A 24,239-nucleotide genomic window follows, 5' to 3' on the forward strand; every position below is an offset into this window, starting at 1 on the left:
GCCTGCGTGGCGCCGCCGTCGCTGTCTCAGTCGTGCTTTGTCTTGCGGGCGGGCCGGTCGGCACCCGGGTAGTCGGGCAGCGCGTCGACGCTCTTGCCGATTGCCTTCGCATAGAGCGGCAGCATGTCCGGCAGCCGCTTGATGATGTCGTCGCGGCGCTCCGGCGTGTACGGGTGCACGTAGATGAAGCCCTGTTCGCGGTCGCCGCGCGTCGCCTGCGCAAGCTTGTCCCACAGCGTGACCGCCGCGCGCGGATCGAAGCCGGCGCGCGACGCGATATCGCTGCCGATCACGTCGGCTTCGGTTTCGTCGGTGCTTTCGTACTTCATTTCCAGCAGACGCGAGCCGATGCCGAGCGGCGCCATGCCGAGATCGGCAAGCCCGAACAGTTGCGGGATCGTGCCGGACGAATCGAGCTGGCTTGCCTGAAGCTGACCCAGCCGCACGCGCGCATGCTCGCGCAGCGCGTGGGCGATTTCGTGGCCGATCAGCATCGCCAGTTCGTTGTCGTTCAGGCGCACGCGATCGAGTAGCCCGCCGTAGATGACGATCTTGCCGCCCGGCAGACAGTACATCCGGATATCGTTCGAACGGATCACCGCGACGTCCCACTTCCAGCCCTTGGCGCGCTCGTTCCATTTCAGCGAGTACGGAATCATCCTGTCGATGATCGGGCGCACGCGCGTGACGTGCGCATCGGAGTCGCCGTACAGGCGATTCGCGTGCTGGGCGCCGTAGACGATCTGGCTGAATTCCTCGGCGGCTTGCGCTTCGAGCATCGGCGACGGGATCAGATTGCGGAACACCATGTAGCCGCCGTAGCGCAGTTGCGGACTCACGTAGTACGGCGGCGGGACGGCGTTCGGCGCGGAGGTGGCGGCGGGCGCTTTGGCGGCGCCGGATGCTTGCGCGGGCTGCGGCGCGGAGCCCGCTGAGGTGGCGGACGGTGCGCTGCCGCTGGTGCTTGGCGCGCCTGCGGCGGTGGAGTTCGGGTTGTTGCTTATGCTTGTGCTTGGGCTGCTTCCAGTTCCCGCGCTCGCTCCCGAGCCCGCGCCGGTGTTCGTGCTGCCGGTGCCGCTGTTGCTGTTCACGCCGGGCGTTGCCGAGGTCGCGTTTTCGGCACTAGCGGCGCTCGTCGTGGCTTTGACCGCGGACGTCGCGTTCGTGCTGGTGGTCGCCGCAGTCGCGCCGCCTGTCGAGGTTTGAGCGAGCATCAACGCGCTGTTGGCCGCCTTTGTGTTGGCCGCGAGCGCGTCGATCGGAGCGCTTAGCGCGATGCTCGCGCAACCGAGCGTCCATGCCGCGCGCAACGCCACGTGATTGATGCCGGTCGATAAAGCGCGGCTCGCATCGAATCGCCGCGCGCGCGTCGAAAACCGGCTCGTCACGACTGAGCCCTCCACGGCGCGATCCGCAAGAGCAGCAGCATGCCGGGCACCGCGAGCGCGGTACACACGATGAAGTAATCGAACCAGCCGATCCGCGCGACCACATATCCGCTCGCCGCCGACGCGAGCGTGCGCGGCACCGACGCGAGGCTCGTGAACAGCGCGAACTGCGTCGCGGTGTAGCGCGGATCGGTGGTGCTGGCGATATACGCGGTGAACGCGGCCAACGTCAGGCCGGTCGCGAAGGTCTCGAAGCCGTACACGAGCGCGAGCGCGACCGAGCGCGGATCGAGCTGCACGCTCCAGTCGATGCCGATGAACGACAGCAGCTTCGTCGTGCCCTGGCTCAGTGCGATCGCGATGTTGTAGATCTCGGTAAGACCGGGCGAATCCGGGCCGAGGTGCGCGAGCCACGCGAAGCCGAGCGTCGACACCATCTGCAGCAAACCGAAGATCCACAAGCCGCGGCCGATGCCGATTTTCATCAGCCAGATGCCGCCGATGATGCCGCCCGCGAGACTCGCGCCGAACGCGGTGGTTTTCGCGATCACGCCGATCTGCGTGCGCGAAAAACCGATGTCGAGGAAAAACGACGTGGACAGCGTGGTCGCCATCGTGTCGCCGAGCTTGTACAGGAAGATGAAGCCGAGCACGAAAAGCGCGCCGCGCCAGCCGTCGCGCTGAACGAATTCGCGGAACGGCTCGACGATCGCTTCGCGCAGATTCTTCGGCGGCTTGCCGTGCACTTCGGGTTCGCGCACGACCAGCGTCATGATCATCCCCGGCAGCATGAACGCGGCGGTCACGATGAACACCGTGGTCCACGGCAGATGATCGGACAAAATCAGCGCGAGCGAGCCGGGCACGAGCGCCGCGATTTTGTATGCGTTCACATGCACCGCGTTGCCGAGGCCCTGTTGCGTGTCGCTCAGCAACTCGCGCCGGTATGCGTCGATCACGATGTCCGAGCTTGCGCCGAAAAACGCGACCAGCGCGGTGAGCGCCGCGACCGTCCAGATCGAATCACGCGGCGACACGAAACCGAGCGTCGCCATCGCGCCGGCCACCAGTATCTGCGTGACCAGCATCCAGCCGCGCCGTCTGCCCGGCCGCCAGCCCGGCAGGCGCGGCACATAGCGGTCCATCAGCGGTGCCCAGACGAATTTCCACGTATACGGAAACTGGATCAGCGCAAACAGGCCGATTTCCTTCAGATTGACGCCTTCGGAGCGCAGCCACGCTTGCACGAGATAGACGAGCGTAAACAGCGGCAGGCCCGACGTGAAGCCGAGAAAGACGCAGATCAGCATGCGCGTATTCAGGAACGCGCGCCAGCCGGGATGTTCTTCGTGAGCGGTAAGTGCGGGCGCCTCGTGCGGCGGGTTCGACATGTGGATAACTAACGTTAGCTTTTCTTGACGCGATAGACCGCAAGACTACCACGCCAGTTCGCGCCCCACCGCACCACCTGTCCGTCGTGCAGCACGATGCGGTCGAGAATTTCGATGCCGACTTCGGGCGCGAGCGCTTCGAAGTCCTTGATCGTCAGCACGCGCACGTTCGGCGTGTTGTGCCATTGATAAGGCAGCGACTTCGACACCGGCATGCGCCCCTTCAGCACCGACAGCCGATGCGTCCAGTAGCCGAAATTCGGAAACGATACGATGCATTGCTTGCCGACGCGCACCGTCTCGCGCAGGATCGCGGCGGTCTGATGAATCGTCTGCAGAGTCTGCGACAGCACCGCGAAATCGAAACTGCCGTCTTCGAACAGACGCAAGCCGTCTTCGAGATTCTGCTGGATCACGTTGACGCCGTTTTGCGTCGAGGCCAGTACGCCGGCGTCGTTGATCTCGATGCCGTAGCCCTGCACCTCGAGTTCTTCTTTCAGCAGCGACAGCAGCGAGCCGTCGCCGCAGCCGAGATCGAGCACGGTCGCGCGTGGTTCGACCCAGCGGGCGATCGCGCGGAAGTCCGGGCGCGACGCGAGGTAATCAAGTGCTCGCTGGTTCATGCGTTGACCTCTTTGGCAATGCGTTCGTAGTAGGCGCGCAGCAGGTTGTGATAGCGCGCGTCGTCGAGCAGGAAGGCGTCGTGGCCGTGCGGCGCGTCGATCTCCGCGTAAGTGACCGTGCGCTTGTGGTCGAGCAGCGCCTTCACCAGTTCGCGCGAGCGCGCGGGCGCGAATCTCCAGTCGGTCGTGAAGCTCGCGATCAGATACTTCGCAGTGGTGTGCGCGAGCGCGGCGGTCAGGTCGCCGTCGAAGTTCTTGGCCGGATCGAAGTAGTCGAGCGCGCGGGTGATCAGCAGATAGGTGTTCGCGTCGAAGTAGTCGGCGAATTTGTCGCCCTGATAGCGCAGGTATGACTCCACTTCGAATTCGACGTCGAAGTTGAAGTTGTAGTCGTTCTGCGCACCTTCCGCGCGGCGCAGCGAGCGGCCGAATTTCTCGGCCATGTCGTCGTCCGACAGATACGTGATGTGGCCGATCATGCGTGCGACGCGCAGGCCGCGCTTCGGCTTCACGCCGTGCGCGTAGTAGTTGCCGCCGTGGAAGTCGGGGTCCGACAGGATCGCCGAGCGCGCGACCTCGTTGAACGCGATGTTCTGCGCGGACAGCTTCGGCGTCGACGCGACCACGATGCAATGCGCGACACGCTCCGGGTACATCATGCTCCACGCCAGTGCCTGCATGCCGCCGAGGCTGCCGCCCATCACCGCGGCGAAGCGCTCGATGCCGAACGCGTCGGCGACGCGCGCCTGGGCGTTGACCCAGTCTTCGACGGTGACGACCGGAAACGCCGCGCCATACGGCTGGCCGGTCGCCGGATCGACGCTCATCGGCCCGGTCGAGCCGAAGCACGAACCGAGATTGTTCACGCCGATCACGAAGAATTTGTCGGTATCGAGCGGCTTGCCGGGGCCGACCATGTTGTCCCACCAGCCGACATCCTTCGGATTGTCGGCGTACACGCCCGCGACGTGATGCGAGGCGTTCAGCGCATGGCACACGAGCACCGCATTGCTGCGCGCGGCATTGAGCGTGCCGTAGGTCTCGACCATCAGGTCATAGCCGGCCAGCGAGCTGCCGTTGCGCAAGGGCAGCGGCTCGGGGAAATGCATTTTTTGGGGAGCGACGATGCCGATGGATTCCATTCATTCCGCCATTTAATCAACAGGGCGGCTAAACGGCGTCGGCGAAGCGCGGAAGAACGGACTGTGTGCGCGGCTGACGACCTCTTTAGCCGCATTTATAGTGAACCGCGGCCCGGTGGCCAGTGGTTCGCGCGCCCGCAATCGAGTCAGCAAATCGGCGCGTCAGATAGTGCAAAAGGGTGCTGCGTATTCGGGAATTCTTGAACGCCGTCCGGTGTGTCACTGGGATGTCGCGGACGTGTCAGGCGCAAAGTATAGCGGAAAATTTCGCGCGGCAGCGTCGTGGGCGGGGACGTGCGACGGACACGCTACTGCAGGATCAGCAGCAACTGAGCATCCGCGTGTTCGGCAGGCGGCCGCGCGAAACCGCTGCGCACATAACGATGCCAGCGGCCGATCACGTAGCTCATCAGCAGACTCGCGCGAATAGCGGGGTCGTAGTCGGCGGGAAGCGGCGCCGCATGGGGGCTGGCTTCCGGGCCGGCGTGGACCTCACCGTTGCCCGTTGCGTTGCTCGCTCCGCCGGCCGCTTCGTTGCCATCCGTGCTCGCCAGCGCCTCCGTCTGCGCAAGCCGCAGACACTGCTTCAGCGACGCCTCGACGCGTTCGAGCATCTGGTTCACACGCTCGGTCAGCCGTTCGTGTTCGCCGACCAGCGCCTCGCAGATCAGCACGCGCGTCATGCCGGGATTCTTCGCGGGAAAGTTGAGCAGCATCAGCGCGATTGCACGCGCTTGCAGCACGCCGTTGCCTTCGTGGCTGGTGATCTGGTTGATGAGCCCGAACAGCGTCTGCTCGATAAACTCGATCAGCCCTTCGAACATCTGCGCCTTGCTGGCGAAATGACGATATAGCGCGGCTTCCGACACGCCGAGCCGGGCGGCGAGCGCCGCGGTGGTGATTTTTTCGCTTTTCGGCGCTTCGAGCATGCCGGCGAGCGTCTGCAGGATATGCACGCGGCGCTCTCCGGGCTTCGGGCGCGGCGCGCGTGTCGCGCTGGGAGCGGCGGCGGGCGCCACCGCGGGGGCTTCGGCTAAGGCTTCGTCAGGCTTATCGATCGGCTGCATGGTGATCCCCCGGCTGCTGTCGTTGACTACTGTCCCGGCTTGCGTCCTTTCCATCGAACCGAGCGCGTGCTCAGTCGTAGCGATTTTAGCGAACGAATGCTGCGGTCGACATAGTGTGGCCGGCCGGTTCCCGGCAGGCGCGTCGGCACGCCGTCGGCGTGCGGTCTGCGCGGCAGGTGGCCGGTGATCCACACCGTGCGGATACCGAGCCGCCGGTAGTTTTTCAGATGCGAGCGTGTGTCTTCGACGAGGATCGCGTCTTTCAATGACACGCGCGCGTCGCGCATCGCGCGGCGCAACATCGCGTGGTCGGGCTTGGCGCGCCACTGCCGGCGGTCGCGCATGTGCTCGATCGCGATCACGCGCTCGAACAGCCGCTCGATGCGCAATTCGGCGAGCACCGCGCGCGCATAGGCTTCGGGCGCATTGGTCAGCACGATCTTGCGGCCCGGCAGCGCCGCGACGAGGCGCGCGACGCCGCGTTCGTGGCGGATCATCGAACCGAGATCGGGGAACGTGTGCACGACCTTCAGGAAGTCGTGCGCGTCGACGGGATGGTGGCGCGTGAGGCCGAGTAGCGCGGCGCCATAGCGCAGCGTGTAGCCGGTGCGCAGGCGGTTGGCTTCGTCGAGGCCGACCTGCAATGCGTCGATGATGTACTGCGTCATCGCGCGATTGATCTCCGGGAAGATCGCGTGCGACGCATGGTGCAACGTGTTGTCGAGATCGAACAGCCAGACTGGCTTGCCGCCCGCGATGTGGGGACGGCTGCGGCGCGAAGTAGGGGTGCGCATGGTGTGGAGACTTTCAGACGCCGGCGGGCGCTTCATCCGGCGGCTGCGGGCGGTGCGCCGTGCGCAAGCTGGCTCGACTGCGTGTACCGCCCTTGCCGCCTGTGCCGCGAGCCGCGCCGTTCGGCACAGACGCCGCGCTGCTGTCGCGCGCCGCCCATGCCGGTTCGTTCGCTGCGTTCAATGCGAGCGGATCATCGTGCCGAACGGCTGCTCGGTCAGAATTTCGAGCAGCACCGAGTGCTCGATCCGGCCGTCGATGATGTGCACCGAGCGCACGCCGCTCTTGGCCGCGTCGAGAGCCGACGAGATTTTCGGCAGCATGCCGCCGGAGATCGTGCCATCGGCGAACAGACCGTCGATTTCGCGCGCCGACAGGTCCGTCAGCAGATTGCCTTCCTTGTCCATCACGCCGGGGATGTTGGTCATCATCACGAGCTTTTCGGCGTTCAGCACGACTGCCAGCTTGCCCGCGACGAGATCGGCGTTGATGTTGTACGACAGGCCGTCTTCACCGGTGCCGATCGGCGAAATGACCGGGATGAATGCGTCGTCCTGCAGCGCCTTGACGACGGCCGGGTTGATCGACTCGACCTCGCCGACCTGGCCGATGTCGACGTACTGGCCCGGATTGTCGCGATCCGGCATCAGCATCTTGCGTGCGTGGATCAGGCCGCCGTCCTTGCCCGTCAGGCCGACCGCGTGGCCGCCGAAGTGGTTGATCAGCATCACGATGTCCTGCTGCACCTCGCCGCCGAGCACCCATTCGACGACTTCCATCGTCTCTTCGTCGGTGACGCGCATGCCCTGGATGAACGTGCCCTGTTTGCCGATCTTCTTCAGCGCCTGGTCGATTTGCGGACCGCCGCCGTGCACGATGACCGGGTTGATGCCGACCAGCTTCAGCAGAATCACGTCGCGCGCGAAACCCTGCTTCAGACGCTCTTCGGTCATGGCGTTGCCGCCGTATTTGATGACCACGGTCTTGCCGTGATACTGACGAATGTAGGGCAGCGCCTCGGCCAGAATTTCGGCTTTCAGGGTAGGCGCAATCTGCGAAAGGTCGGGAAGCTCGGACATGGCGGCAGGCTCGGGCACGGGACAGTTAAAACAGCGCGAATTGTACAGGACTGGCGCGCTGCAACAGGCTTTTCGGCAGCGTCGCAACAGACGCGGGATGCGGGTTTTGGCGTGCCGCACGCTGATGCAGCGCGGGGATACGTCGAGGGCCAAGCTTAACGCGCTTGCATGACGGCTGTGAATCGGCCGAATGGACGACTGTTCCCGGGTCTCACGATCGTGGCATCATTGGCTGAACCCTTATTGACTGAACTCCCCCGCCGATTTCCGTCACCGTGCAATGAATCCGTCTTCCATTTCCGGGCGCAGCGCGCGCTGCCCGCGCTGCGGCAATGCATTCGACTGCTGCATGCAAACGGGGCCGGGTGATTGCTGGTGCAAGGCGTTGCCGCCGCTGCCGGCCGAGCGGCTCGATCCGGCGAGTTCTTGTTTGTGCCCCGAATGCCTCGCCGAGGAAATCGCGCGGGCGGCGCGGGGGGAGGCTGCGGGTGAGCGACCCTGAGCGCACCGGTTTGCATTGCGAGACCACGCGAGGTTGCGGGGCCGATGGGCGATAGCGTGAGCGGCGGCATTTGCGTTGGCGCGGCGCACTCGCAGCCGGCGACCGCCCGCCGCGACAACAAACGAGCGGGCCAGCAAGGCCAGCACGCTTATTCCCTGCGCCGCTGCGCCACCAGCGCCCGCAAATCGCGCGCAACCGCGTCCAGCACCGGCTCCCATTCGCCGAACCGCGGCTGCCGGTACAGCGTGGTGCTTGGGTACCACGGGCTGTCGGTGCGATCGAGCAGCCACACCCAGTGCGGATTGACGTCGAGCAGCACCCAGGTGCGCTGACCGAGTGCGCCGCTCAGATGCGCGACCGACGTGCACACGGTAATCACGAGATCGAGCGCGCTGACGAACGCGGCGGTGTCGTCGAAGGTTGCAAGGCCGGCGGTGTGATCGATGATCCGCAGGCTAGCGGCGCGGGCGGCGGCGACTTCTTCGTCCGCGCCCGGCTGCAGCGAATAGAACGTGACGCCGCTGAGCGCGGCGAAATGCGCAGCGTAGCGCTGCCAGCCGACGCTGCGATACGGATTGCGCTGATGTCCGCGGCTGCCGGTCCATGTGAGCCCGACCTTCAGGTTGCGGTCGCCGGCAAGCCGTGTGCGCCATGAGTCGCGCGCGGCAGCGTCGGCGAACAGATACGGCGCCGCCGCCGGAATGGTCTGCTCGCGCGTGCCGAAGATCAGCGGCAGGCTCAGCAGCGGAATCTCATAGTCCATTGGCGGTAGCGATTCGACACCGCCACCGGACGAATAGCTGTCCACGTGAGCGCCGAGGCTGCGCGCGAGCAACGCGCCCATCTGCGGAAACGAGTTCCACAGCAGGCGGCCGCCCTCGCGATGAACGTGCTCGGCGAGCATCGGGATATAGCGGCTGAACTGCAGCACGTCGCCCATCCCCTGTTCGCCCCATACCAGCAGCGTTTTGCCGGCGAGCGGTTCGCCGCGCCAGGTCGGCGCCGGCATCACCGGCCGGTTGCCGCCGAGTTCCAGCGAGCCGTCCCAGCGCGCTTCGTGCGACGGCCATCCCTGCGCATAGTTGCCGCGCACCAGCTGCAGCATGCCGAGGTTCGAGCGCATCGTCGGATCCCGCGGCGCCAGTTCGCAGGCCGTCGTCGCGGCTTGCTCGGCGTCGTCCCAGCGTTGCGCTTCGCGCAGCGTCAGCGCATAGTTGTTGTAGCCCATCGGGCTGCGCGGCGCGTGTCGGACGGCCTGCGCGCCGGCTTCGAGCGCGCGCGGCACGTCCAGTTTTTTGCGATACAAGTTGGCGAGATTGATCCACGCGTTGCCGTCGTCCGGCGCATCGCGCACGGCGCTTTCGAGCAGCGCGAGCTGTTCGTCCAGGTCGCCGCCGGTCAGCGTCAATGCGCTGGCGAGGTTGTTACGCAATTGAGGCAACGCCGGATCGAGCGCGAGCGCACGGCGGTATGGCGTAATCGCATCGGCATGGCGGTTGGCCATCTGCAGCGCGTAGCCGGCGCGGAAATGCGCGAGGGCGCTGTCGGGTTCGAGCTGCGTGGTCAGCGCGGCGAGTTCGATCGCTTCGGTGTGGCGCTGCTGCTCGATCAGCGTACAGACCAGTGTATCGAGCGACGCGCCATCGAGCGGATGCAGTTGGGCCGCGACATCGAGGCAACGGGCTTCCACCGCCGTCGTGCCGTTCGCTCTCGCGGCGACGGCGTCATGCAGAAAAGTCAGAAAGGCGGATAAGGCGTCGGCTTCGCGAGTCGGAGTGGGCGGCATGAATGGAGGGCGGGCGACGATCGTCGGTGCGGCCCGCGGCGCTATCTCGAAGACAGTGATGTTACCGGCACTCGGCCCGCCAGGTCAGCCGGAACCGTTGCAACGGGTAGACTAGGGTCATGCACCGTATAACCAACACCGGCCGGGTCAACCTCGGTCATCTGTTCTGGCTGCGCAGCCTCGCGATCATCGGTCAGCTGCTGACGATCGCGTTCGTGCAGATTTTCATCGGCGTGAATCTGCCGTTGCCCGCGATGCTGCTCGTGATCGCGCTCGAAGTGATGTTCAACGCGCTCACCTGGTGGCGCGTTTCGCGGCAGCGCCCCGAGTCCAACATCGAGCTGTTCGGGCAGATCTGGGTCGATCTCGGCGCGTTGTCCGCGCTGCTGTTTTTGTCCGGCGGCACCACCAATCCGTTCGTTTCGCTGTATCTGCCGTCGCTCGCGATCGCCGCGGCCGTGCTGCCATGGCATCTGATGGCCTGGCTCGCGGCGTTCGCGGTGGCCTGCTACGCGGTGCTCGGTTTCGATTCGGTACCGCTCAATCTCGAAAATCCCGCGAACCTGTTCGACTACTTCCGCGCCGGCATGTGGGTCAACTTCATGGTGAGCGTCGGGCTGATCGCGTGGTTCGTCGCGCGCATGTCGCGGGCGCTGCGGCTACGTGACGCAGCGCTCGGCGAAGCCCAGCAGCGCTTGCTTCAGGACGAACGGGCGGTCGCGCTCGGCGTGCAGGCCGCCACCGTCGCTCACGAAATCGGTACGCCTCTGTCTACAATCGCGATGCTGTCCGAAGAGCTGCGCGGCGCGGCGCGCGCCGACGAAGGGCTCGCACCGTATCGCGCCGATCTCGAACTGCTCGAACAGCAGATGACGCTGTGCACGTCGGCGCTCGCGCGTTTGCGCAGCCGCGCATCGACGACGACGAACCGCCAGCCGGTGGCCGACTGGCTCGAATCGTTTGCCGAGCAGTGGCGTCTGCGCCATCCGCATGTGAAGTTCGAGCGGATCGGCACGCCGCCCGCCGATGTCAGTCTCGACGACACGGTCGCCGTCGGCCAGATCCTGACGATCCTGCTCGATAACGCCGCGCGCGCGAGTTCCGATCACGTGACACTGTCCTGCACGCTCGCCGCGCGCGGCGATCAGATCGTGTTCGAGGTGTGCGACAGGGGGCCGGGCATTCCGCACGCGCTGCGCGGTTTGCTCGGCTCGATGCCGGTGGACAGCACGCAGGGCGGCCACGGTGTGGGCCTGTACCTGGCGTTCTCGGCGGCCGCGCGTCTGAAAGGATCGATCGAGTTGACCGACGTCAGCGCAGCGAGACCGCGCGGCACGCGCGCGGTGCTGAAGCTGCCTCTCGGCACGCGCAAAATTTCCGGGGCGAGCCGTCAAGGCGCCGCCCCATCCAATACGGAGAAGCAGGCATGAGCGAAAAGAGTTTTCTGGTCATCGACGACGACGAAGTGTTCTCCGGCATCCTCGCGCGCGGTTTGACGCGACGCGGCTACACGGTCAGCGAAGCACATAACGCGCAGGAGGCGATCCGGCTCGCGAATCAGCAGAAGTTCAGCGAGATCACCGTCGACCTGCATCTGGGCAACGACTCGGGCCTGACGCTCGTCGCGCCGTTGCGCGATTTGCAGCCCGATGCGCGCATGCTCGTGCTGACCGGCTATGCGAGCATCGCCACCGCGGTACAGGCGGTCAAGGACGGCGCGGACAATTACCTCGCAAAGCCCGCCAATGTCGAGACGATTCTGTCGGCGCTGCAAAGCGAGGCGAGCGCGGTGCAGGCGGAAGAGGCCATCGAGCGTCCGGTGCCGCTGTCGGTGGCGCGTCTGGAATGGGAACATATTCAGCGCGTGCTCGCTGAAAACGGCGGCAATATTTCGGCGACCGCGCGTGCGTTGAACATGCATCGGCGCACGTTGCAGCGCAAGCTCTCGAAGCGGCCGGTCAAGCAGTAAGCGGGTCGAATCAAAACAGAACGGGCTGCCTTTTCACAGGCAGCCCGTTTTTTTATGCGTCAGCGTTGAGCGGTATCACAGCACGTAACGCGACAGATCTTCGTCTTCGGCCACTTCGTTGAGCGCCCGATCGACGTATGCCGCATCGATCTGCACCGCATGGCCCGAATGATTGCCGGCCGAGAATGACACTTCCTCAAGCAGCTTTTCGATCACCGTGTACAGACGCCGTGCCCCGATGTTCTCGGTCTTTTCGTTGACCGAGTACGCGATTTCGGCGAGCCGGCGAATGCCGTCGTCGGCGAATTCGAGATGCACGTCTTCGGTGGCGAGCAACGCCTGATACTGCTTGACGAGGCTTGCATCCGTCGACACGAGGATCGACTCGAAGTCGTTCACCGACAGCGAATCGAGTTCGACGCGAATCGGGAAACGCCCCTGCAGCTCAGGAATCAGATCGCTCGGCTTCGCGAGATGGAACGCGCCGCTCGCGATGAACAGGATGTGATCGGTTTTCACCATCCCGTATTTGGTATTGATCGTCGTGCCTTCGACGAGCGGCAGCAGGTCGCGCTGCACACCCTGACGCGACACCTCGCCGCCGCCGGCTTCGTTGCGCGACGCGATCTTGTCGATCTCGTCGAGGAACACGATGCCGTTCTGTTCGACGTTCTGCACCGCCTTGGTTTTCACCTCTTCGTCGTTCAGCATCTTGCCGGCTTCTTCGTCGGTGAGCACCTTCAGCGCTTCTTTCACCTTCATCTTGCGGCGCGTCTTCTTGCCGCCGCCGATGTTGGCGAACATCGAACGGATCTGCTCGGTCATGTCTTCCATGCCCGGGGGGCCCATGATGTCCATGCCGACCTGCGGCTGTTCGACGTCGAGTTCGATTTCCTTGTCGTCGAGCTGGCCCTCGCGCAGGCGCTTGCGGAACGTCTGGCGCGTGCTGCCGCCTTCGTCGGCGGTATCGGTCGCGCTCGAACTCGAACCGAAGCCGACCGGACGTGCGGTCGGCAGCAGGATATCGAGAATGCGGTCTTCGGCGAGGTCGCCGGCCTTGGTCCGCACTTTGCGCATTTCCGTTTCGCGGGTCTGCTTGACCGAAATTTCGATCAGGTCGCGCACGATGCTGTCGACGTCGCGGCCCACGTAGCCGACTTCGGTGAACTTGGTCGCTTCGATCTTGATGAACGGTGCGTCGGCGAGCTTCGCAAGACGCCGCGCGATTTCGGTTTTGCCGACGCCGGTCGGTCCGATCATCAGAATGTTCTTCGGCGTGATTTCCTGGCGCAGTGGGTCTGCGACCTGCTGACGGCGCCAGCGATTGCGCAGCGCGACGGCGACGGCTTTCTTCGCGCGGCCTTGGCCGATGATGTGTTTGTCGAGTTCGGAGACGATCTCCGCGGGGGTCATGGTGCTCATCGTGTGTCCTTACTCGATCGTCTCAATGACTCGGTTGTGGTTCGTGTAGATGCACATGTCGCCGGCAATCTCCAGCGACTTCTCGACGATCTCGCGCGGCGACAGTTCGGTGTTGTTGGCGAGCGCGATGGCCGCCGCCTGCGCATACGAGCCGCCCGAACCGATAGCGCAGATGCCGCCTTCAGGGTCGAGCACGTCGCCGTTGCCGGTGATGACGAGCGTAGTGGTGGCGTCCGCGGCGATCAGCATCGCTTCGAGACGACGCAGCATGCGGTCGGTGCGCCAGTCTTTTGCGAGTTCCACTGCCGCGCGGGTCAGATTGCCCTGATGTTTTTCGAGCTTCGCCTCGAAGCGGTCGAGCAGCGAGAAGGCATCCGCCGTGCCGCCGGCGAAGCCGACCAGCACCTTGCCGTTGTAGATGCGCCGGACCTTCTTCGCTCCGCCTTTCATGACGATGTTGCCGAGCGTCACCTGGCCGTCGCCGCCGAGCGCGACCCTGTTGCCGCGGCGCACGGAAACGATCGTCGTGCCGTGAAATTGCTCCATATGCGTTCCTCTTTGCAAAACGGGTAGGACGCGATAGCGCGGCGCGCTACCGCATGAATCCTGTCAGCGGACGGCGCGCCGGCCGGCGCGCTCGTGAGCGCATGTCCGATCTATTTTAGGGCGTGCGCGGTCATATCAAGATCCGCCAAAAGGCATAGGACAAAAATCGGGATAGCGTCGGCGGCCGCGCACAAAAGAGGGGCGGAGGTGCGGTGAGCAGGGCTGTGCGGTGGGTCGCGCGTGAGCGTCGCGCAAAAAGAAAAGGCGCACGGTTCACCGTGCGCCTCTCGACGAAGCAGCGTTTTGTGGGCGCGGAGCCGAAGCCGCGCCGCGGGCAATCAGTCGCCGAACAGCTTCTGGCGCAGTTCGCGGCGCTCCTGCGCTTCGAGCGACAGCGTGGCCGTGGGCCGGGCGAGCAAACGCGGAATGCCGATCGGCTCACCGGTTTCTTCGCACCAGCCGTAGTCGCCCGCTTCGATGCGCGCGATCGATTGCTGCACCTTCTTCAGCAGCTTGCGTTCGCGGTCGCGCGTGCGCAGTTCGAGCGCATGCTCTTCCTCGATCGTTGCGCGGTCGGCCGGATCCGGCACGATCACCGTTTCGCGCAGGTTCTCGGTCGTCTGGCCGGCATTGCGGAGAATGTCCGCTTGCAGCTGTTCGAGCTTGTTCTTGAAGAAAGCGAGCTGATCCTCATTCATGTAATCCTTGTCGCTCATCTTCAGGATTTCGGCTTCGGTCAAGAGTCGTTTCGTCGTCATCTGGCTTACTTCTTCAATGTGAGGCAAAACTCTTACAGGGTGCCCGCACTTTCGTATTGCCCGCAAGGCGTCGAGCGGACACGCGGCGCAGCGTAGCCACGAACGATGAGTTGTTTCGTGACACCCGGGCGCTTCGTGCCCACACGCCAGGCGTTGCAAACTACGCCGCTGCGGGGCCGAACTCCTCTGGAAACCGATTCTCAAATGCTCCTGAGGCATCGCTCACCGGCAAACACGTGCCCTTTCAGGCCCATGCCCGCCAGCTTTTCGGCGTGTCTCCGGACAAGATTTTCCGGCGCCTTTTCGGGCCCGGCGCGGGATACGCGCAACCGGGTAATTCGTTGTCATTCTCCAGTGGGCACGTATTGTAACTGAATCACAATCCAGCACCGCAACTGCTGAAATCGTGCCTGCGGCGGATCGTTATCCCGAAAATATAACGCGCACAAGACCAAAAAGCGATGGTCGTGCACGCATTAATACAGCAGGGTTTTCACGCGCTTTTCATACGATTGCCTTTCGTTTCCACTTCCGGCGATCTTGCGTGCGCGCATCGTATTCAGCGGATGATTACCGCAGCCGCGCCGCAAGCGCCAGCGCGCAGGACGGGCGCAATCGTAGCAGCACGGCACATGCCGCGCGCCGCGCGCGGCATGTGGGCACGCCGCGTATCGTCTTGATGGATTTCCGGTTCGCGCGGCGCGAGCTTTTTCGCCCGTTTAGACGAGGCAGGCGTCGAGGCCGTCGGTGATCAGATCGCGCGGCAGCTCGATGCCGATGAACACCATCTTGTTGGTCTTCTTCTCGGCGGGTTGCCATTTCGCGGCCAGATCGCTGCCCATCATCTGATGCACGCCCTGGAACACGACCTTGCGATCGACGCCCTTCATATACAGCACGCCCTTGTAGCGCAGCAGATGCTCGCCGTAGATCTGCAGAATGCCGCCGAGGAAATCCTCGAGCTTGTTCGGATCGAACGGACGGTCGCTGCGGTACACGAACGACTTGATCTTGTCGTCATGATGCGCATGGTGATGGTGCCCGTGATCATGGCCTTCGTGATCGCAATGGCCGTGGTCGTGATCGCAGTTCGCGTGATCGTGATCGTGATCATCATGGCCGTGCTCGCCGTGCGTGTGGCCGTGCTCGTCGTGCGCATGCGCGTGGCTGTGAGCGTGTTCGTCTTCGGCCAGGAAGTCCGGGTCGATTTCGAGCTTCGAATTCAGGTTGAAGCCGCGCAGGTCGAAGATTTCCTTCAGATCCGCTTCGCCGAAATTGACGACCTTGATCGCCGCCTTCGGGTTCATCTGCAGCAGACGGTGGCGCAGATCGGCCTGGTGCTGTTCGTCGACGAGATCGGACTTCGTGATGAACAGGCGATCGGCGAAACCGACCTGGCGCTGCACCACTTCGTGCTCGTCGAGCTGGTGGTTCGCGTGCTTCGCGTCGACCAGCGTGATGATCGCGTCGAGCAGGAATTCGCTCGCGATCTGGTCGTCCATGAAGAAGGTTTGCGCAACCGGGCCCGGATTCGCGAGGCCGGTGGTTTCGATCACCACGCGGTCGAAGTCCACTTCGCCCGCCTGCTTCTTCGCGGCCAGATCGTTCAGCACGCGCGACAGGTCGCCGCGAATCGTGCAGCAGATGCAGCCGTTGCTCATCTGGATGATCTGCTCGTTGCTGTCCTGCACGAGGATTTCGTTGTCGATGTTCTCTTCGCCGAACTCGTTCTCGATGACGGCGATCTTCATGCCGTGCTTTTCATTCAGGATGCGCTTGAGCAGGGTGGTTTTGCCGCTGCCGAGAAAGCCGGTCAGGATGGTGACTGGAATCATGAGGGTCGCCTGTAAGTCGTGAAACGGTGCGTGATCGAACGCTAGCGCGAAGCTAGCCAGGTGCGTTGAGCGGGTGCCATGGCCGGATGGCGCAGGGCGCTATCTAGCCGGTTATTGAAACATATTTGCCAGGCGGGCGCAGGCTGGCGCGGTTCGCGGGCCGGTGCGCCCGCCGCCGTCGCCGCGGCCGCAGGCCCGCGCAATCGGCCCGTAAGTAAGGGCGATCAGGCGATTTGCAACAGCAGCCCCTTCAGGTATTCGCCTTCCGGGAAAGCGGTCAGCAGCGGATGATCGACGCCCGCGCCGAGGCGCTTGAGGATCCGCGCGTCGACGCGCGCATCGGCCGCCGCGCCGGAGACGATTTTCTGGAACAGTTCAGGGTCGATCGCGCCGGAGCACGAGTAGGTGAACAGCAGTCCGCCCGGGCGCAGCAGCTTCAGACCGGTCAGGTTGATGTCCTTGTAGGCGCGCGACGCGCGGTCCACGTGTTCGCGCGACGGCGCGAATTTCGGCGGATCGAGCACGATCAGATCGAAACGCTCGCCTTCGTCATGCAGACGCCGCAAGGTCTTGAACGCGTCGGCGTCGAGCCAGGCGGCGCGTTCGGCGTCGAAGCCGTTGGCCTCGACGTTGCGCTGCGCGAGCGCCAGCGCTTCGCCGGAAGAGTCGACCGATACCACGCGTTTCGCGCCGCCCTTCAAGGCCGCGAGCGAAAAGCCGCCGGTGTAGCAGAAGCAGTTCAGCACGTCGCGATCCTGCGCGAGCTGCTGCACGAGCAGGCGGTTGTCGCGCTGATCGACATAGAAGCCGGTCTTGTGGCCGTTGCGCACGTCGACGTGATAGCGCACGCCGTTTTCGCTCGCGATCAGCGCGTCCGACGGCGGTTCGCCCGCCAGCACGCCGGTGATCTGTTCGAGCCCTTCCTTCTGGCGAATCGATACGTCCGAGCGTTCGTACACATTTGGGCAGCCGGTCGCGCCGACCAGCGCCGCGACGATCGCTTCCTTCCATGCCTCGACGCCCGCCGCCATGAACTGGCAGACGAGCTGGCTGCGCTGGCCCGCGTCCTCGGCGACGTAGTGATCGACGATCAGGCCGGGCAGGCCGTCCGCCTCGCCGAAGATCAGACGCACCGCGCCGGTATCGCGCACCATCGTCTGACGATGCGCGAGCGCGCGTTGCACGCGGCGCTTGAAGAACGCGTGGTCGATCGGCTCGGCTTCGTCGAAGCTCCACACGCGCGCGCGGATCTGCGAGTGCGGGCTGTACGCGGCGCGCGCGAGAAAGCGGCCGTCGTGCGCGCGCACCAGCACGGTCGCGCCAGCTTCGGGGCGGCCATCGACGCGGTCGATCGCGTTGGCGTAGACCCACGGATGGCGGCGCAGCAGCGATTTTTCTTTCGATGGTTTGAGCGTAACGGTATTCATCTGGGTGTCGGTCAGGCAATGGGCCGCGCGGTGGGTCCGGCGCGGCCGGTGAAATTCAGGTGCGGACTGCCTGTCGTGGCGGGCGGCGGGCGGCGTCAGTCGCGTGATCAGTTGCGTTTTTTGGCGCGCGGATGCGCGCTGTCGTAGACGTGGGCGAGATGCTGAAAATCGAGCCCGGTATAAACCTGGGTCGCGGTGATGCTCGCGTGGCCGAGCAGTTCCTGCACTGCGCGCAGATCGCCGCTCGACTGCAGCACGTGCGTCGCGAATGAATGCCGCAGCACGTGCGGATGCACGTTTGCTGGAATGCCGGCGGCCAGCGCCGCGCGCTTCACGCGCTCGCGCACGACGTTCGGCGAAAGCCGGTTGCCGCGCGCGGACAGAAAGAGCGGATGCGGATCGTGCCTGACCATCTGGTCGCGCACCGCCAGCCACGCATTCAGCGCCGAGACTGCTTTGGCGCCGACCGGCACGATGCGGCGCCGGTTGCCCTTGCCGAGCACTTCGACTTCAGCGGAATCGAGCTTGAGCCAGCCGGCCGAGCGGTAGCCGTCGGCTTCGGCGAAGCGTACGTCGAGGCCGACCAGTTCGGCGAGGCGCAGGCCCGACGAGTAGAACAGTTCGAGCATCGCGTGATCGCGCAACCCTTCGGGCGACGCGGCGGGCGCGTTGTCCATCAGGCGCGCGGCATCGTCGACGGAAAGTGCCTTGGGTAAGGTTTTCGCCTGCTTCGGCGCGCGTACCGCGGCGACCGGATTCGCCGGCAGATCGACGCGGCCAGCCAGCCAGCGGTAGAACGCGCGCCATGCCGACAGCCGATGACCGATCGAGCGCGCGCTCAGGCCGCCCGCGTGCGCGCGTGCGACAGCACCGCGAATCTCGACCGCGCTCAGGGTTTCGAGCGGCCTGCCTTTGGCAAGCAGTTTCAGTTCGTCGAGTTCGTGCGTGTACGCGCGCAGCGTGTGCGCCGACAGCCGCCGCTCGTGTTCGAGATGCGACAGATAGGCGGCGATCGGGTCGGCGGCGGTCACGGTAGAAGCGGGCGGTGGGCTCGGATTGGTGTGCGCGAGTGTGCGTTACGGGCGCTCGGCGTGGCTCAGCGCGGCAGCAGCCGGCTCAGCGCGGCGCTCGCGAGCGCGCCGATCTGCGTGAGGAAATCGGTCGCCATACCGTCGTGGAAGCGTCGCGCATCGGCCGAACCCATCACGAGCAGGCCGAATGTCGAGGCGTCTTCGCCGGCTTCCGGGGTGCGCAGCGCGAGCAGCGCGATCGATTCGGTGGACTGCTGCGCCGGGTCGGCCTGCGCGGCGCCGTTCTCATCGGCGCCATGTGCCGCACTGGCAGCGCTCGCCGCCGGCGCGAGCCACTGCGCCGCTTCGAAACCGGTATTGGCGCCGCAGTACGGCGTGCTCAGGCTGTTCGCGAAAATGCGCACTTCTTCGCTGACCTGGCGCGCGAAATCGGCCTGCGCATACGGCTCGGCGACGTCCCACACGCGCAGCGCCGCTTGCGGCACGTCGAAGATATCGCGCAGACCGCCGGCGATCGTGCGCGGCAGCGCATACGGATCGCGCTCGGCCATCACGCGAATCGTCCAGCGGTTGAATTTCGACGCGATGCTGTCGTTCTCGTGACCGTAGCGCAGCAGTTCGGCGAGCCGGCGTTCGAGATGTTTGTTCTTGTCGCGCAGCATTTCCATCTGCCGCTCCTGCAGCGATACCGCGGCTTTGCCGTGCGGGTTCGCGAGCCGGATCGTCGCGAGCGTTTCCGCGTGTTCGACGAAGAAATCAGGATTGGCGAGCAGGTATTCGGCGACTTCGCGATCGTTCATGGTTTCGGCTAGAGGACTACGGGACGGCCGGTTTGCGACGGCGCGTCGGTCAATGAGTTAGGCGGCGGTCGAGTTCACGGACGCGTTGGCGGAAGCGCTTGCCGGCGCACTCGCCAACTCGTTGGCGAAGTCGTCGGCCAGTTCAATCTCGCCTTCGAAGACGGTTGCCGCGGGGCCGGCCATCAGCAGCGGAGCGCCTTGCTGGGTGCTGTCCCACGTGATCGTCAGATCGCCGCCGTGCGTGTGGACGAGCACTGGCGAGTCCAGCAGCCCGCGACGGATGCCCGCCGCGACCGCCGCGCACGCGCCGGTGCCGCACGCGAGCGTTTCGCCGGCGCCACGCTCGTAGACGCGCAACCGGATCTCGCCGCGGCTGACGATCTGCATGAAGCCCACGTTCACGCGCTGCGGAAAGCGGGTATGCCGCTCGATCGCCGGACCTTCGACGAGCACCGGAAACGCCTCGACATCGTCGACCACCTGCACCGCGTGCGGATTGCCCATCGATACCACCGATATCCAGCGCGTCGTGCCGTTGACGTCGAGCGGCCACAGCGTGTCGGCGTTTTCGCGGCGGCCTTGCAGGCCCTTGGTCGCGAACGGGACGCGTTCGGGGTCGAACACCGGCGCGTCCATGTCGACGATCACCTCGCCGTTGTCCTGCATCGTCAGCGTGATCGTGCCTTTCTGTACCTGCACGCGCACGCTGCGCTGATCGGTCAGGCCGCGGTCGCGCACGAACTTGACGAAGCAGCGCGCGCCGTTGCCGCAATGCTCGACCTCGCCGCCGTCGCAATTAAAAATGCGGTATCTGAAATCGACGCCGTCGACGGTCGGCTTTTCGACCAGCAGCAACTGGTCCGCGCCGACGCCGAAATGGCGGCTCGCGAGCGCGCGCACCTGGGCGGTGGTCAGGCTGAGCGGTTGGGTATAGCCGTCGAGCACGACGAAGTCGTTGCCGGCGCCGTGCATCTTGGTGAATTTAAGCTTCACGTTTTCTGTGTATCCGTTGCCGCAAGGGGCTTCGCGCGCGCGGGCGAAGCCGGAGAATCTGGCCTGGCTGGTCGCGCGCATAGCGACGATTCGAGCCGGGTTGGACCAATAGTGGATGATACACGTTGGGGCGTAAGGAACGGGCACGGTGCGGCTCGAGGCGGGGCTCACTCAATACACCCCCGGCACTCCCGGCGGCCGCGTCTTGAAACGCTTGTGCACCCAGTAATACTGCTCGGGTATCAGCGGAATCTGTTCTTCGAGAAACTCGTTCATACGGCGCGCGTCGGCATCGTCGTCGCCGGTCGGGTAGTTGTCCCACGGCTTGAAGACCCGGAGCCGATAGCCCTTGTAGTTCGGCAGCACCTCGCCGATGAACGGCACGACCTGCGCGTGCCCGACCTTCGCGAGACGGCCGACCGCGGTCAGCGTGCAGGTCGGCACGCCGAAGAACGGCACGAAGGTCGAATTGCGCGCGCCGTAGTCCATGTCCGCGCCGAGCATCACCGGCTTGCTCTCGCGCAGCCAGCGCAGCACGATGCGCGCGCTGTCCGCGCGGCTCGCCATGTCCGCGCCGAAACGCGCTCGCGCCGCTTTCGCGACGGCCTCGAGTTCCGGATTCGACATCGGCTGATACAGCGAGCCGCACTGACGTTTGAGCGAATAGTTCAGGAAGATCGAGCCGGCCTCGATGCCGACGAAGTGAAAGCCGAGAAAGAGCGTCGGCGGCAGGTTCGGGTCGGTCAGGTCGATCGCGCTGTCGAGCTGGATCAGCTTTTCGAGCTTCTTCGCCGAGCCGAACCACTGCACGCTGCGCTCCAGATAGCTGCGGATCGCGTGGCGAAAATGCTTCTGCGCGACGTCCTCGCGGCGTTCATCGTTCCAGTCGGGGAAGCACAGTTTCAGGTTGGTATGGACGATGCGCTTGCGGCGGCTCGGAATCTGATAGAGCAGCCAGCCAAGGCCATCACCGAGACGGGCGACGAAACCGTACGGCAACAGCGCGAAGAGTTTGAGCAGCCCGATCGCGAGCTTCGGACCGTAGCGGCTCAGCATGCCGCCTCCGGCAAGGAGATGCGACATGCGACAGGGTTCGGTAAAGCGGAGAAATTGGCGTGATACCGCACTCGTGGACTCTGTGACAATCTGAAGAAGTCGCTATAATAAGGGCTTCGCCGAGTTAATAGACAACTTGCGGGGCGAAGCCGGCGGGTGCGGTCCATGGTCTCCATGGCATATGCGTCCAACGGTAAGGTAATCCGCTAAAGCGTCGCCGCTTCAAGGCTCCCGAAGCTGGCTACGTGAAACTCACCCGTAACCACATAACAGGAGTCTGCAACGTGGCAAACGACTATCTCTTCACTTCCGAATCCGTCTCCGAAGGCCATCCCGACAAAGTCGCGGATCAGATCTCGGACGCCATCCTCGACGCCATCCTCGCGCAAGACAAGTACTCGCGTGTTGCAGCCGAAACGCTGTGCAACACGGGTCTCGTCGTGCTGGCCGGTGAAATCACCACGACCGCGAACGTCGACTACATCCAGGTCGCGCGCAACACGATCAAGCGCATCGGCTACGACAACACCGATTACGGCATCGACTACCGCGGCTGCGCGGTGCTCGTCGCTTACGACAAGCAGTCGCCGGACATCGCCCAGGGCGTGGATCGCGCGCACGACAACAACCTCGACCAGGGCGCCGGCGACCAGGGCCTGATGTTCGGTTACGCGTGCGAGGAAACGCCGGAACTGATGCCGCTGCCGATCCACCTGTCGCACCGTCTGGTCGAGCGTCAGGCGAATCTGCGCCGCGACGGCCGTCTGCCCTGGCTGCGTCCGGATGCGAAGTCGCAGGTCACCGTGCGCTATGTCGACGGCAAGCCGCATTCGATCGATACCGTCGTGCTGTCCACCCAGCACTCGCCGGACATCGACCTCGCCACGCTGCGTGAAGCGGTGATCGAGGAAGTGATCAAGCCGACGCTGCCGGCCGACCTGATCAAGGGCGACATCAAGTTCCTCGTGAACCCGACCGGTCGCTTCGTGATCGGCGGCCCGCAAGGCGATTGCGGTCTGACGGGCCGCAAGATCATCGTCGATACGTACGGCGGCGCGGCACCGCATGGCGGCGGTGCATTTTCGGGCAAGGATCCGTCGAAGGTCGACCGCTCGGCTGCTTATGCCGGCCGTTACGTCGCGAAGAACATCGTCGCTGCTGGCCTCGCGTCGCGGTGCCTGATCCAGGTGTCGTACGCGATCGGCGTTGCCCAGCCGACCTCGGTGATGGTCAACACGTTCGGCACGGGCCGCGTGTCGGGTGCGACGATTACGCGTCTCGTGCAGGAACACTTTGACCTGCGTCCGAAGGGCATCATCCAGATGCTCGACCTGCTGCGTCCGGTCTACGAGAAGAGCGCAGCCTACGGTCACTTCGGCCGCGAAGAGCCGGAATTCACGTGGGAAGCCACCGATAAGGCGCTGGCGCTCGCCGAAGCCGCCGGTACCGAACCGGTTGTGGCGCTCGCTGAATAAGCGCCCGGCTGCTCGCAGCCTGCTAGCAAAAAACCCCGCCGGCGTGAGCCGGGCGGGGTTTTTCTTTATCTGCCGCAAGGATAGATGGGCGCGTGAGGGTGTGTGCGTCGGCACGCAAAAGCGCGATCACGATCACGACGCGATGTGTGCGACGAAGTCCTCTGAGGAATAAGCGGTTCAACCGCTTACGCGCTTGCCGTCTCGCGATGCGGCCGACTCACTTCCGTTCGTCGGTGTACAAGACGCCGCTATGCACGCCTCGACGAACAGAAGTCGCCCGGCGACAGCTCAACAGCTCAACTCAGTAACCGAACCCTCACCGGCTCGCAAACGCGAACGCAAACCACCCACTGCTGCTCGTCGATAGCCGACGTGGCCGGCGGCTCGTATGAACCTGCACTTCCGGCGCGCGCTTCCTGACGGCAAGGCGCACCGGCGTCGGCTTGCGCAGCAGCGTGCGCAGCGACAGACGGCGCGTGCCGCCTTGCTGGCGCAGCGCCGAGAAGAACGTATGGAACCAGGTGCGGATACCGTCGACAGCCTTGGCGTCACGCCACTGCTCGCCGAGCGCGCGGGTGCGCGCAGCATGGTGGCGCAGCGCGCGCATCATGTGACGGCGCGCGGGACGCGCCGCTTTCAGCGCGGCGCGGGTAAGACGGGTGCTCAAAAGAGTATGCATGGCTTCACGAGTAGGCAATGTACCGCACGTCGGCACGTGCGCCGGGATGCGCACGGAAAGCAGCACCAAATGTGCCAATGACGGGCTTGCGATGAAGGGCCTGAAAGCCGGAAATCCGGGGCGCATCGCTATGACGAAGGCTGCGACGCGAGAGTCGGCGCAAAACGAGGCGGCGGAAAAATGCGGAGAAACCGCCGGCACGAAGCCGGACGGCCCGCGCACGGCAAAGAAGTGCGTAAGCTGCGATCAACATACGCGCAGGCTACACGGGATTCGTGACGTCAGAAAGTCCGTTATTACCCTGCGAAAGCGGGTCTGCCCCTGCAAAAAGCACGTCGCGCGCACCGACGTGATCGCTTCGTTTGCGATCGATTTTCGTGCGTTTGTGCCCAGTGGATGGGCTGTGTGTCGCGCGTTGCGCCAGAATCTGGTGCATCGACGTGCGGCCGCCCAGCGACACTGCCGAACAACGGAATCG

At 64.7% G+C, this 24,239-nt stretch carries 22 protein-coding genes; 4 read left to right on the forward strand and 18 right to left on the reverse strand.

Annotated features, from left to right (window positions below):
• Positions 1-26 precede the first annotated feature (26 nt).
• From L0U82_RS00730 to argB, 7 genes are all read right to left on the reverse strand, one after another.
• Positions 27-1,388: a M48 family metalloprotease gene (locus L0U82_RS00730; protein WP_233827811.1), complete on the reverse strand. Its 1,362-nt coding sequence runs from the start codon at positions 1,386-1,388 to the stop codon at positions 27-29.
• Positions 1,385-2,779, reverse strand: coding sequence for an AmpG family muropeptide MFS transporter (locus L0U82_RS00735; RefSeq protein WP_233827813.1), 1,395 nt, complete (start codon positions 2,777-2,779; stop codon positions 1,385-1,387). Before L0U82_RS00735 ends, L0U82_RS00730 begins: the two co-directional genes overlap by 4 nt.
• Positions 2,780-2,793: 14 nt before the next feature.
• Positions 2,794-3,402, reverse strand: coding sequence for a methionine biosynthesis protein MetW (metW, locus tag L0U82_RS00740; RefSeq protein WP_233827815.1), 609 nt, complete (start codon positions 3,400-3,402; stop codon positions 2,794-2,796).
• A complete protein-coding gene (metX, locus tag L0U82_RS00745; RefSeq protein WP_233827817.1) occupies positions 3,399-4,544 on the reverse strand; it encodes a homoserine O-succinyltransferase MetX in 1,146 nt (381 codons plus the stop codon). The genes metW and metX overlap by 4 nt, the downstream gene beginning before the upstream one ends.
• 308 nt (positions 4,545-4,852) lie before the next feature.
• Positions 4,853-5,611, reverse strand: coding sequence for a nucleoid occlusion factor SlmA (gene slmA / locus L0U82_RS00750; RefSeq protein WP_233827819.1), 759 nt, complete (start codon positions 5,609-5,611; stop codon positions 4,853-4,855).
• Between the two features lie 26 nt (positions 5,612-5,637).
• The gene (locus L0U82_RS00755; RefSeq protein ID WP_233827821.1) at positions 5,638-6,405 is read right to left on the reverse strand and encodes a pyrimidine 5'-nucleotidase; all 768 of its coding nucleotides are present in this window, start codon (positions 6,403-6,405) and stop codon (positions 5,638-5,640) included.
• 177 nt (positions 6,406-6,582) lie between these two features.
• On the reverse strand, positions 6,583-7,482 hold the full coding sequence (gene argB / locus L0U82_RS00760) for an acetylglutamate kinase (RefSeq protein WP_169499658.1): 900 nt from the start codon (positions 7,480-7,482) through the stop codon (positions 6,583-6,585).
• 280 nt (positions 7,483-7,762) lie between these two features.
• Between argB and L0U82_RS00765 the strand changes: the two genes are divergently transcribed.
• Positions 7,763-7,984 carry a cysteine-rich CWC family protein gene (locus L0U82_RS00765; RefSeq protein ID WP_233827823.1) on the forward strand — a complete coding sequence of 74 codons (222 nt, stop codon included), beginning with the start codon at positions 7,763-7,765 and terminating at the stop codon, positions 7,982-7,984.
• A 148-nt stretch (positions 7,985-8,132) separates the two neighbouring features.
• Here the strand turns inward: L0U82_RS00765 and L0U82_RS00770 are convergent, their stop codons facing one another.
• The gene (locus L0U82_RS00770; protein WP_233827825.1) at positions 8,133-9,770 is read right to left on the reverse strand and encodes a tetratricopeptide repeat protein; all 1,638 of its coding nucleotides are present in this window, start codon (positions 9,768-9,770) and stop codon (positions 8,133-8,135) included.
• A gap of 119 nt (positions 9,771-9,889) precedes the next feature.
• On the opposite strand from L0U82_RS00770, the gene L0U82_RS00775 reads away from it, so the two are divergent.
• Both L0U82_RS00775 and L0U82_RS00780 read left to right on the forward strand, forming a co-directional pair.
• Entirely contained in the window at positions 9,890-11,200 is a 1,311-nt protein-coding gene (locus L0U82_RS00775; protein WP_233827827.1) for an ATP-binding protein, read from the forward strand.
• A complete protein-coding gene (locus L0U82_RS00780; protein ID WP_233827828.1) occupies positions 11,197-11,739 on the forward strand; it encodes a response regulator transcription factor in 543 nt (180 codons plus the stop codon). Before L0U82_RS00775 ends, L0U82_RS00780 begins: the two co-directional genes overlap by 4 nt.
• A 75-nt stretch (positions 11,740-11,814) precedes the next feature.
• Here the strand turns inward: L0U82_RS00780 and hslU are convergent, their stop codons facing one another.
• The 9 genes from hslU to L0U82_RS00825 all read right to left on the reverse strand — a co-directional run bounded on the left by hslU (position 11,815) and on the right by L0U82_RS00825 (position 21,607).
• Positions 11,815-13,161, reverse strand: a complete 1,347-nt coding sequence (hslU, locus tag L0U82_RS00785) for an ATP-dependent protease ATPase subunit HslU (RefSeq protein ID WP_233827829.1) — start codon at positions 13,159-13,161, stop codon at positions 11,815-11,817.
• A 9-nt stretch (positions 13,162-13,170) separates the two neighbouring features.
• Entirely contained in the window at positions 13,171-13,707 is a 537-nt protein-coding gene (gene hslV / locus L0U82_RS00790) for an ATP-dependent protease subunit HslV (protein ID WP_233827830.1), read from the reverse strand.
• Positions 13,708-14,045: 338 nt separating this feature from the next.
• A complete protein-coding gene (gene dksA / locus L0U82_RS00795; RefSeq protein WP_233827831.1) occupies positions 14,046-14,465 on the reverse strand; it encodes an RNA polymerase-binding protein DksA in 420 nt (139 codons plus the stop codon).
• Between the two features lie 719 nt (positions 14,466-15,184).
• Entirely contained in the window at positions 15,185-16,300 is a 1,116-nt protein-coding gene (locus tag L0U82_RS00800; RefSeq protein WP_233827832.1) for a CobW family GTP-binding protein, read from the reverse strand.
• Between the two features lie 224 nt (positions 16,301-16,524).
• Positions 16,525-17,727, reverse strand: coding sequence for a class I SAM-dependent rRNA methyltransferase (locus L0U82_RS00805; RefSeq protein ID WP_233827833.1), 1,203 nt, complete (start codon positions 17,725-17,727; stop codon positions 16,525-16,527).
• A gap of 107 nt (positions 17,728-17,834) precedes the next feature.
• Entirely contained in the window at positions 17,835-18,758 is a 924-nt protein-coding gene (xerC, locus tag L0U82_RS00810) for a tyrosine recombinase XerC (protein WP_233827834.1), read from the reverse strand.
• A gap of 65 nt (positions 18,759-18,823) precedes the next feature.
• Positions 18,824-19,558 carry a DUF484 family protein gene (locus tag L0U82_RS00815; RefSeq protein WP_233827836.1) on the reverse strand — a complete coding sequence of 245 codons (735 nt, stop codon included), beginning with the start codon at positions 19,556-19,558 and terminating at the stop codon, positions 18,824-18,826.
• 57 nt (positions 19,559-19,615) lie between these two features.
• Positions 19,616-20,551: a diaminopimelate epimerase gene (gene dapF, locus L0U82_RS00820; protein ID WP_233827838.1), complete on the reverse strand. Its 936-nt coding sequence runs from the start codon at positions 20,549-20,551 to the stop codon at positions 19,616-19,618.
• A 171-nt stretch (positions 20,552-20,722) separates the two neighbouring features.
• Positions 20,723-21,607 carry a lipid A biosynthesis lauroyl acyltransferase gene (locus tag L0U82_RS00825; protein ID WP_233833065.1) on the reverse strand — a complete coding sequence of 295 codons (885 nt, stop codon included), beginning with the start codon at positions 21,605-21,607 and terminating at the stop codon, positions 20,723-20,725.
• A gap of 284 nt (positions 21,608-21,891) precedes the next feature.
• On the opposite strand from L0U82_RS00825, the gene metK reads away from it, so the two are divergent.
• Entirely contained in the window at positions 21,892-23,082 is a 1,191-nt protein-coding gene (gene metK, locus L0U82_RS00830; protein ID WP_233827840.1) for a methionine adenosyltransferase, read from the forward strand.
• 316 nt (positions 23,083-23,398) lie between these two features.
• On the opposite strand, the gene L0U82_RS00835 is transcribed toward metK, so the two are convergent.
• Positions 23,399-23,761: a hypothetical protein gene (locus tag L0U82_RS00835; protein WP_233827842.1), complete on the reverse strand. Its 363-nt coding sequence runs from the start codon at positions 23,759-23,761 to the stop codon at positions 23,399-23,401.
• Positions 23,762-24,239 lie beyond the last annotated feature (478 nt).

Origin of the sequence: Paraburkholderia sp. ZP32-5 (genome assembly GCF_021390495.1) — a bacterium.
Lineage (GTDB): Bacteria > Pseudomonadota > Gammaproteobacteria > Burkholderiales > Burkholderiaceae > Paraburkholderia.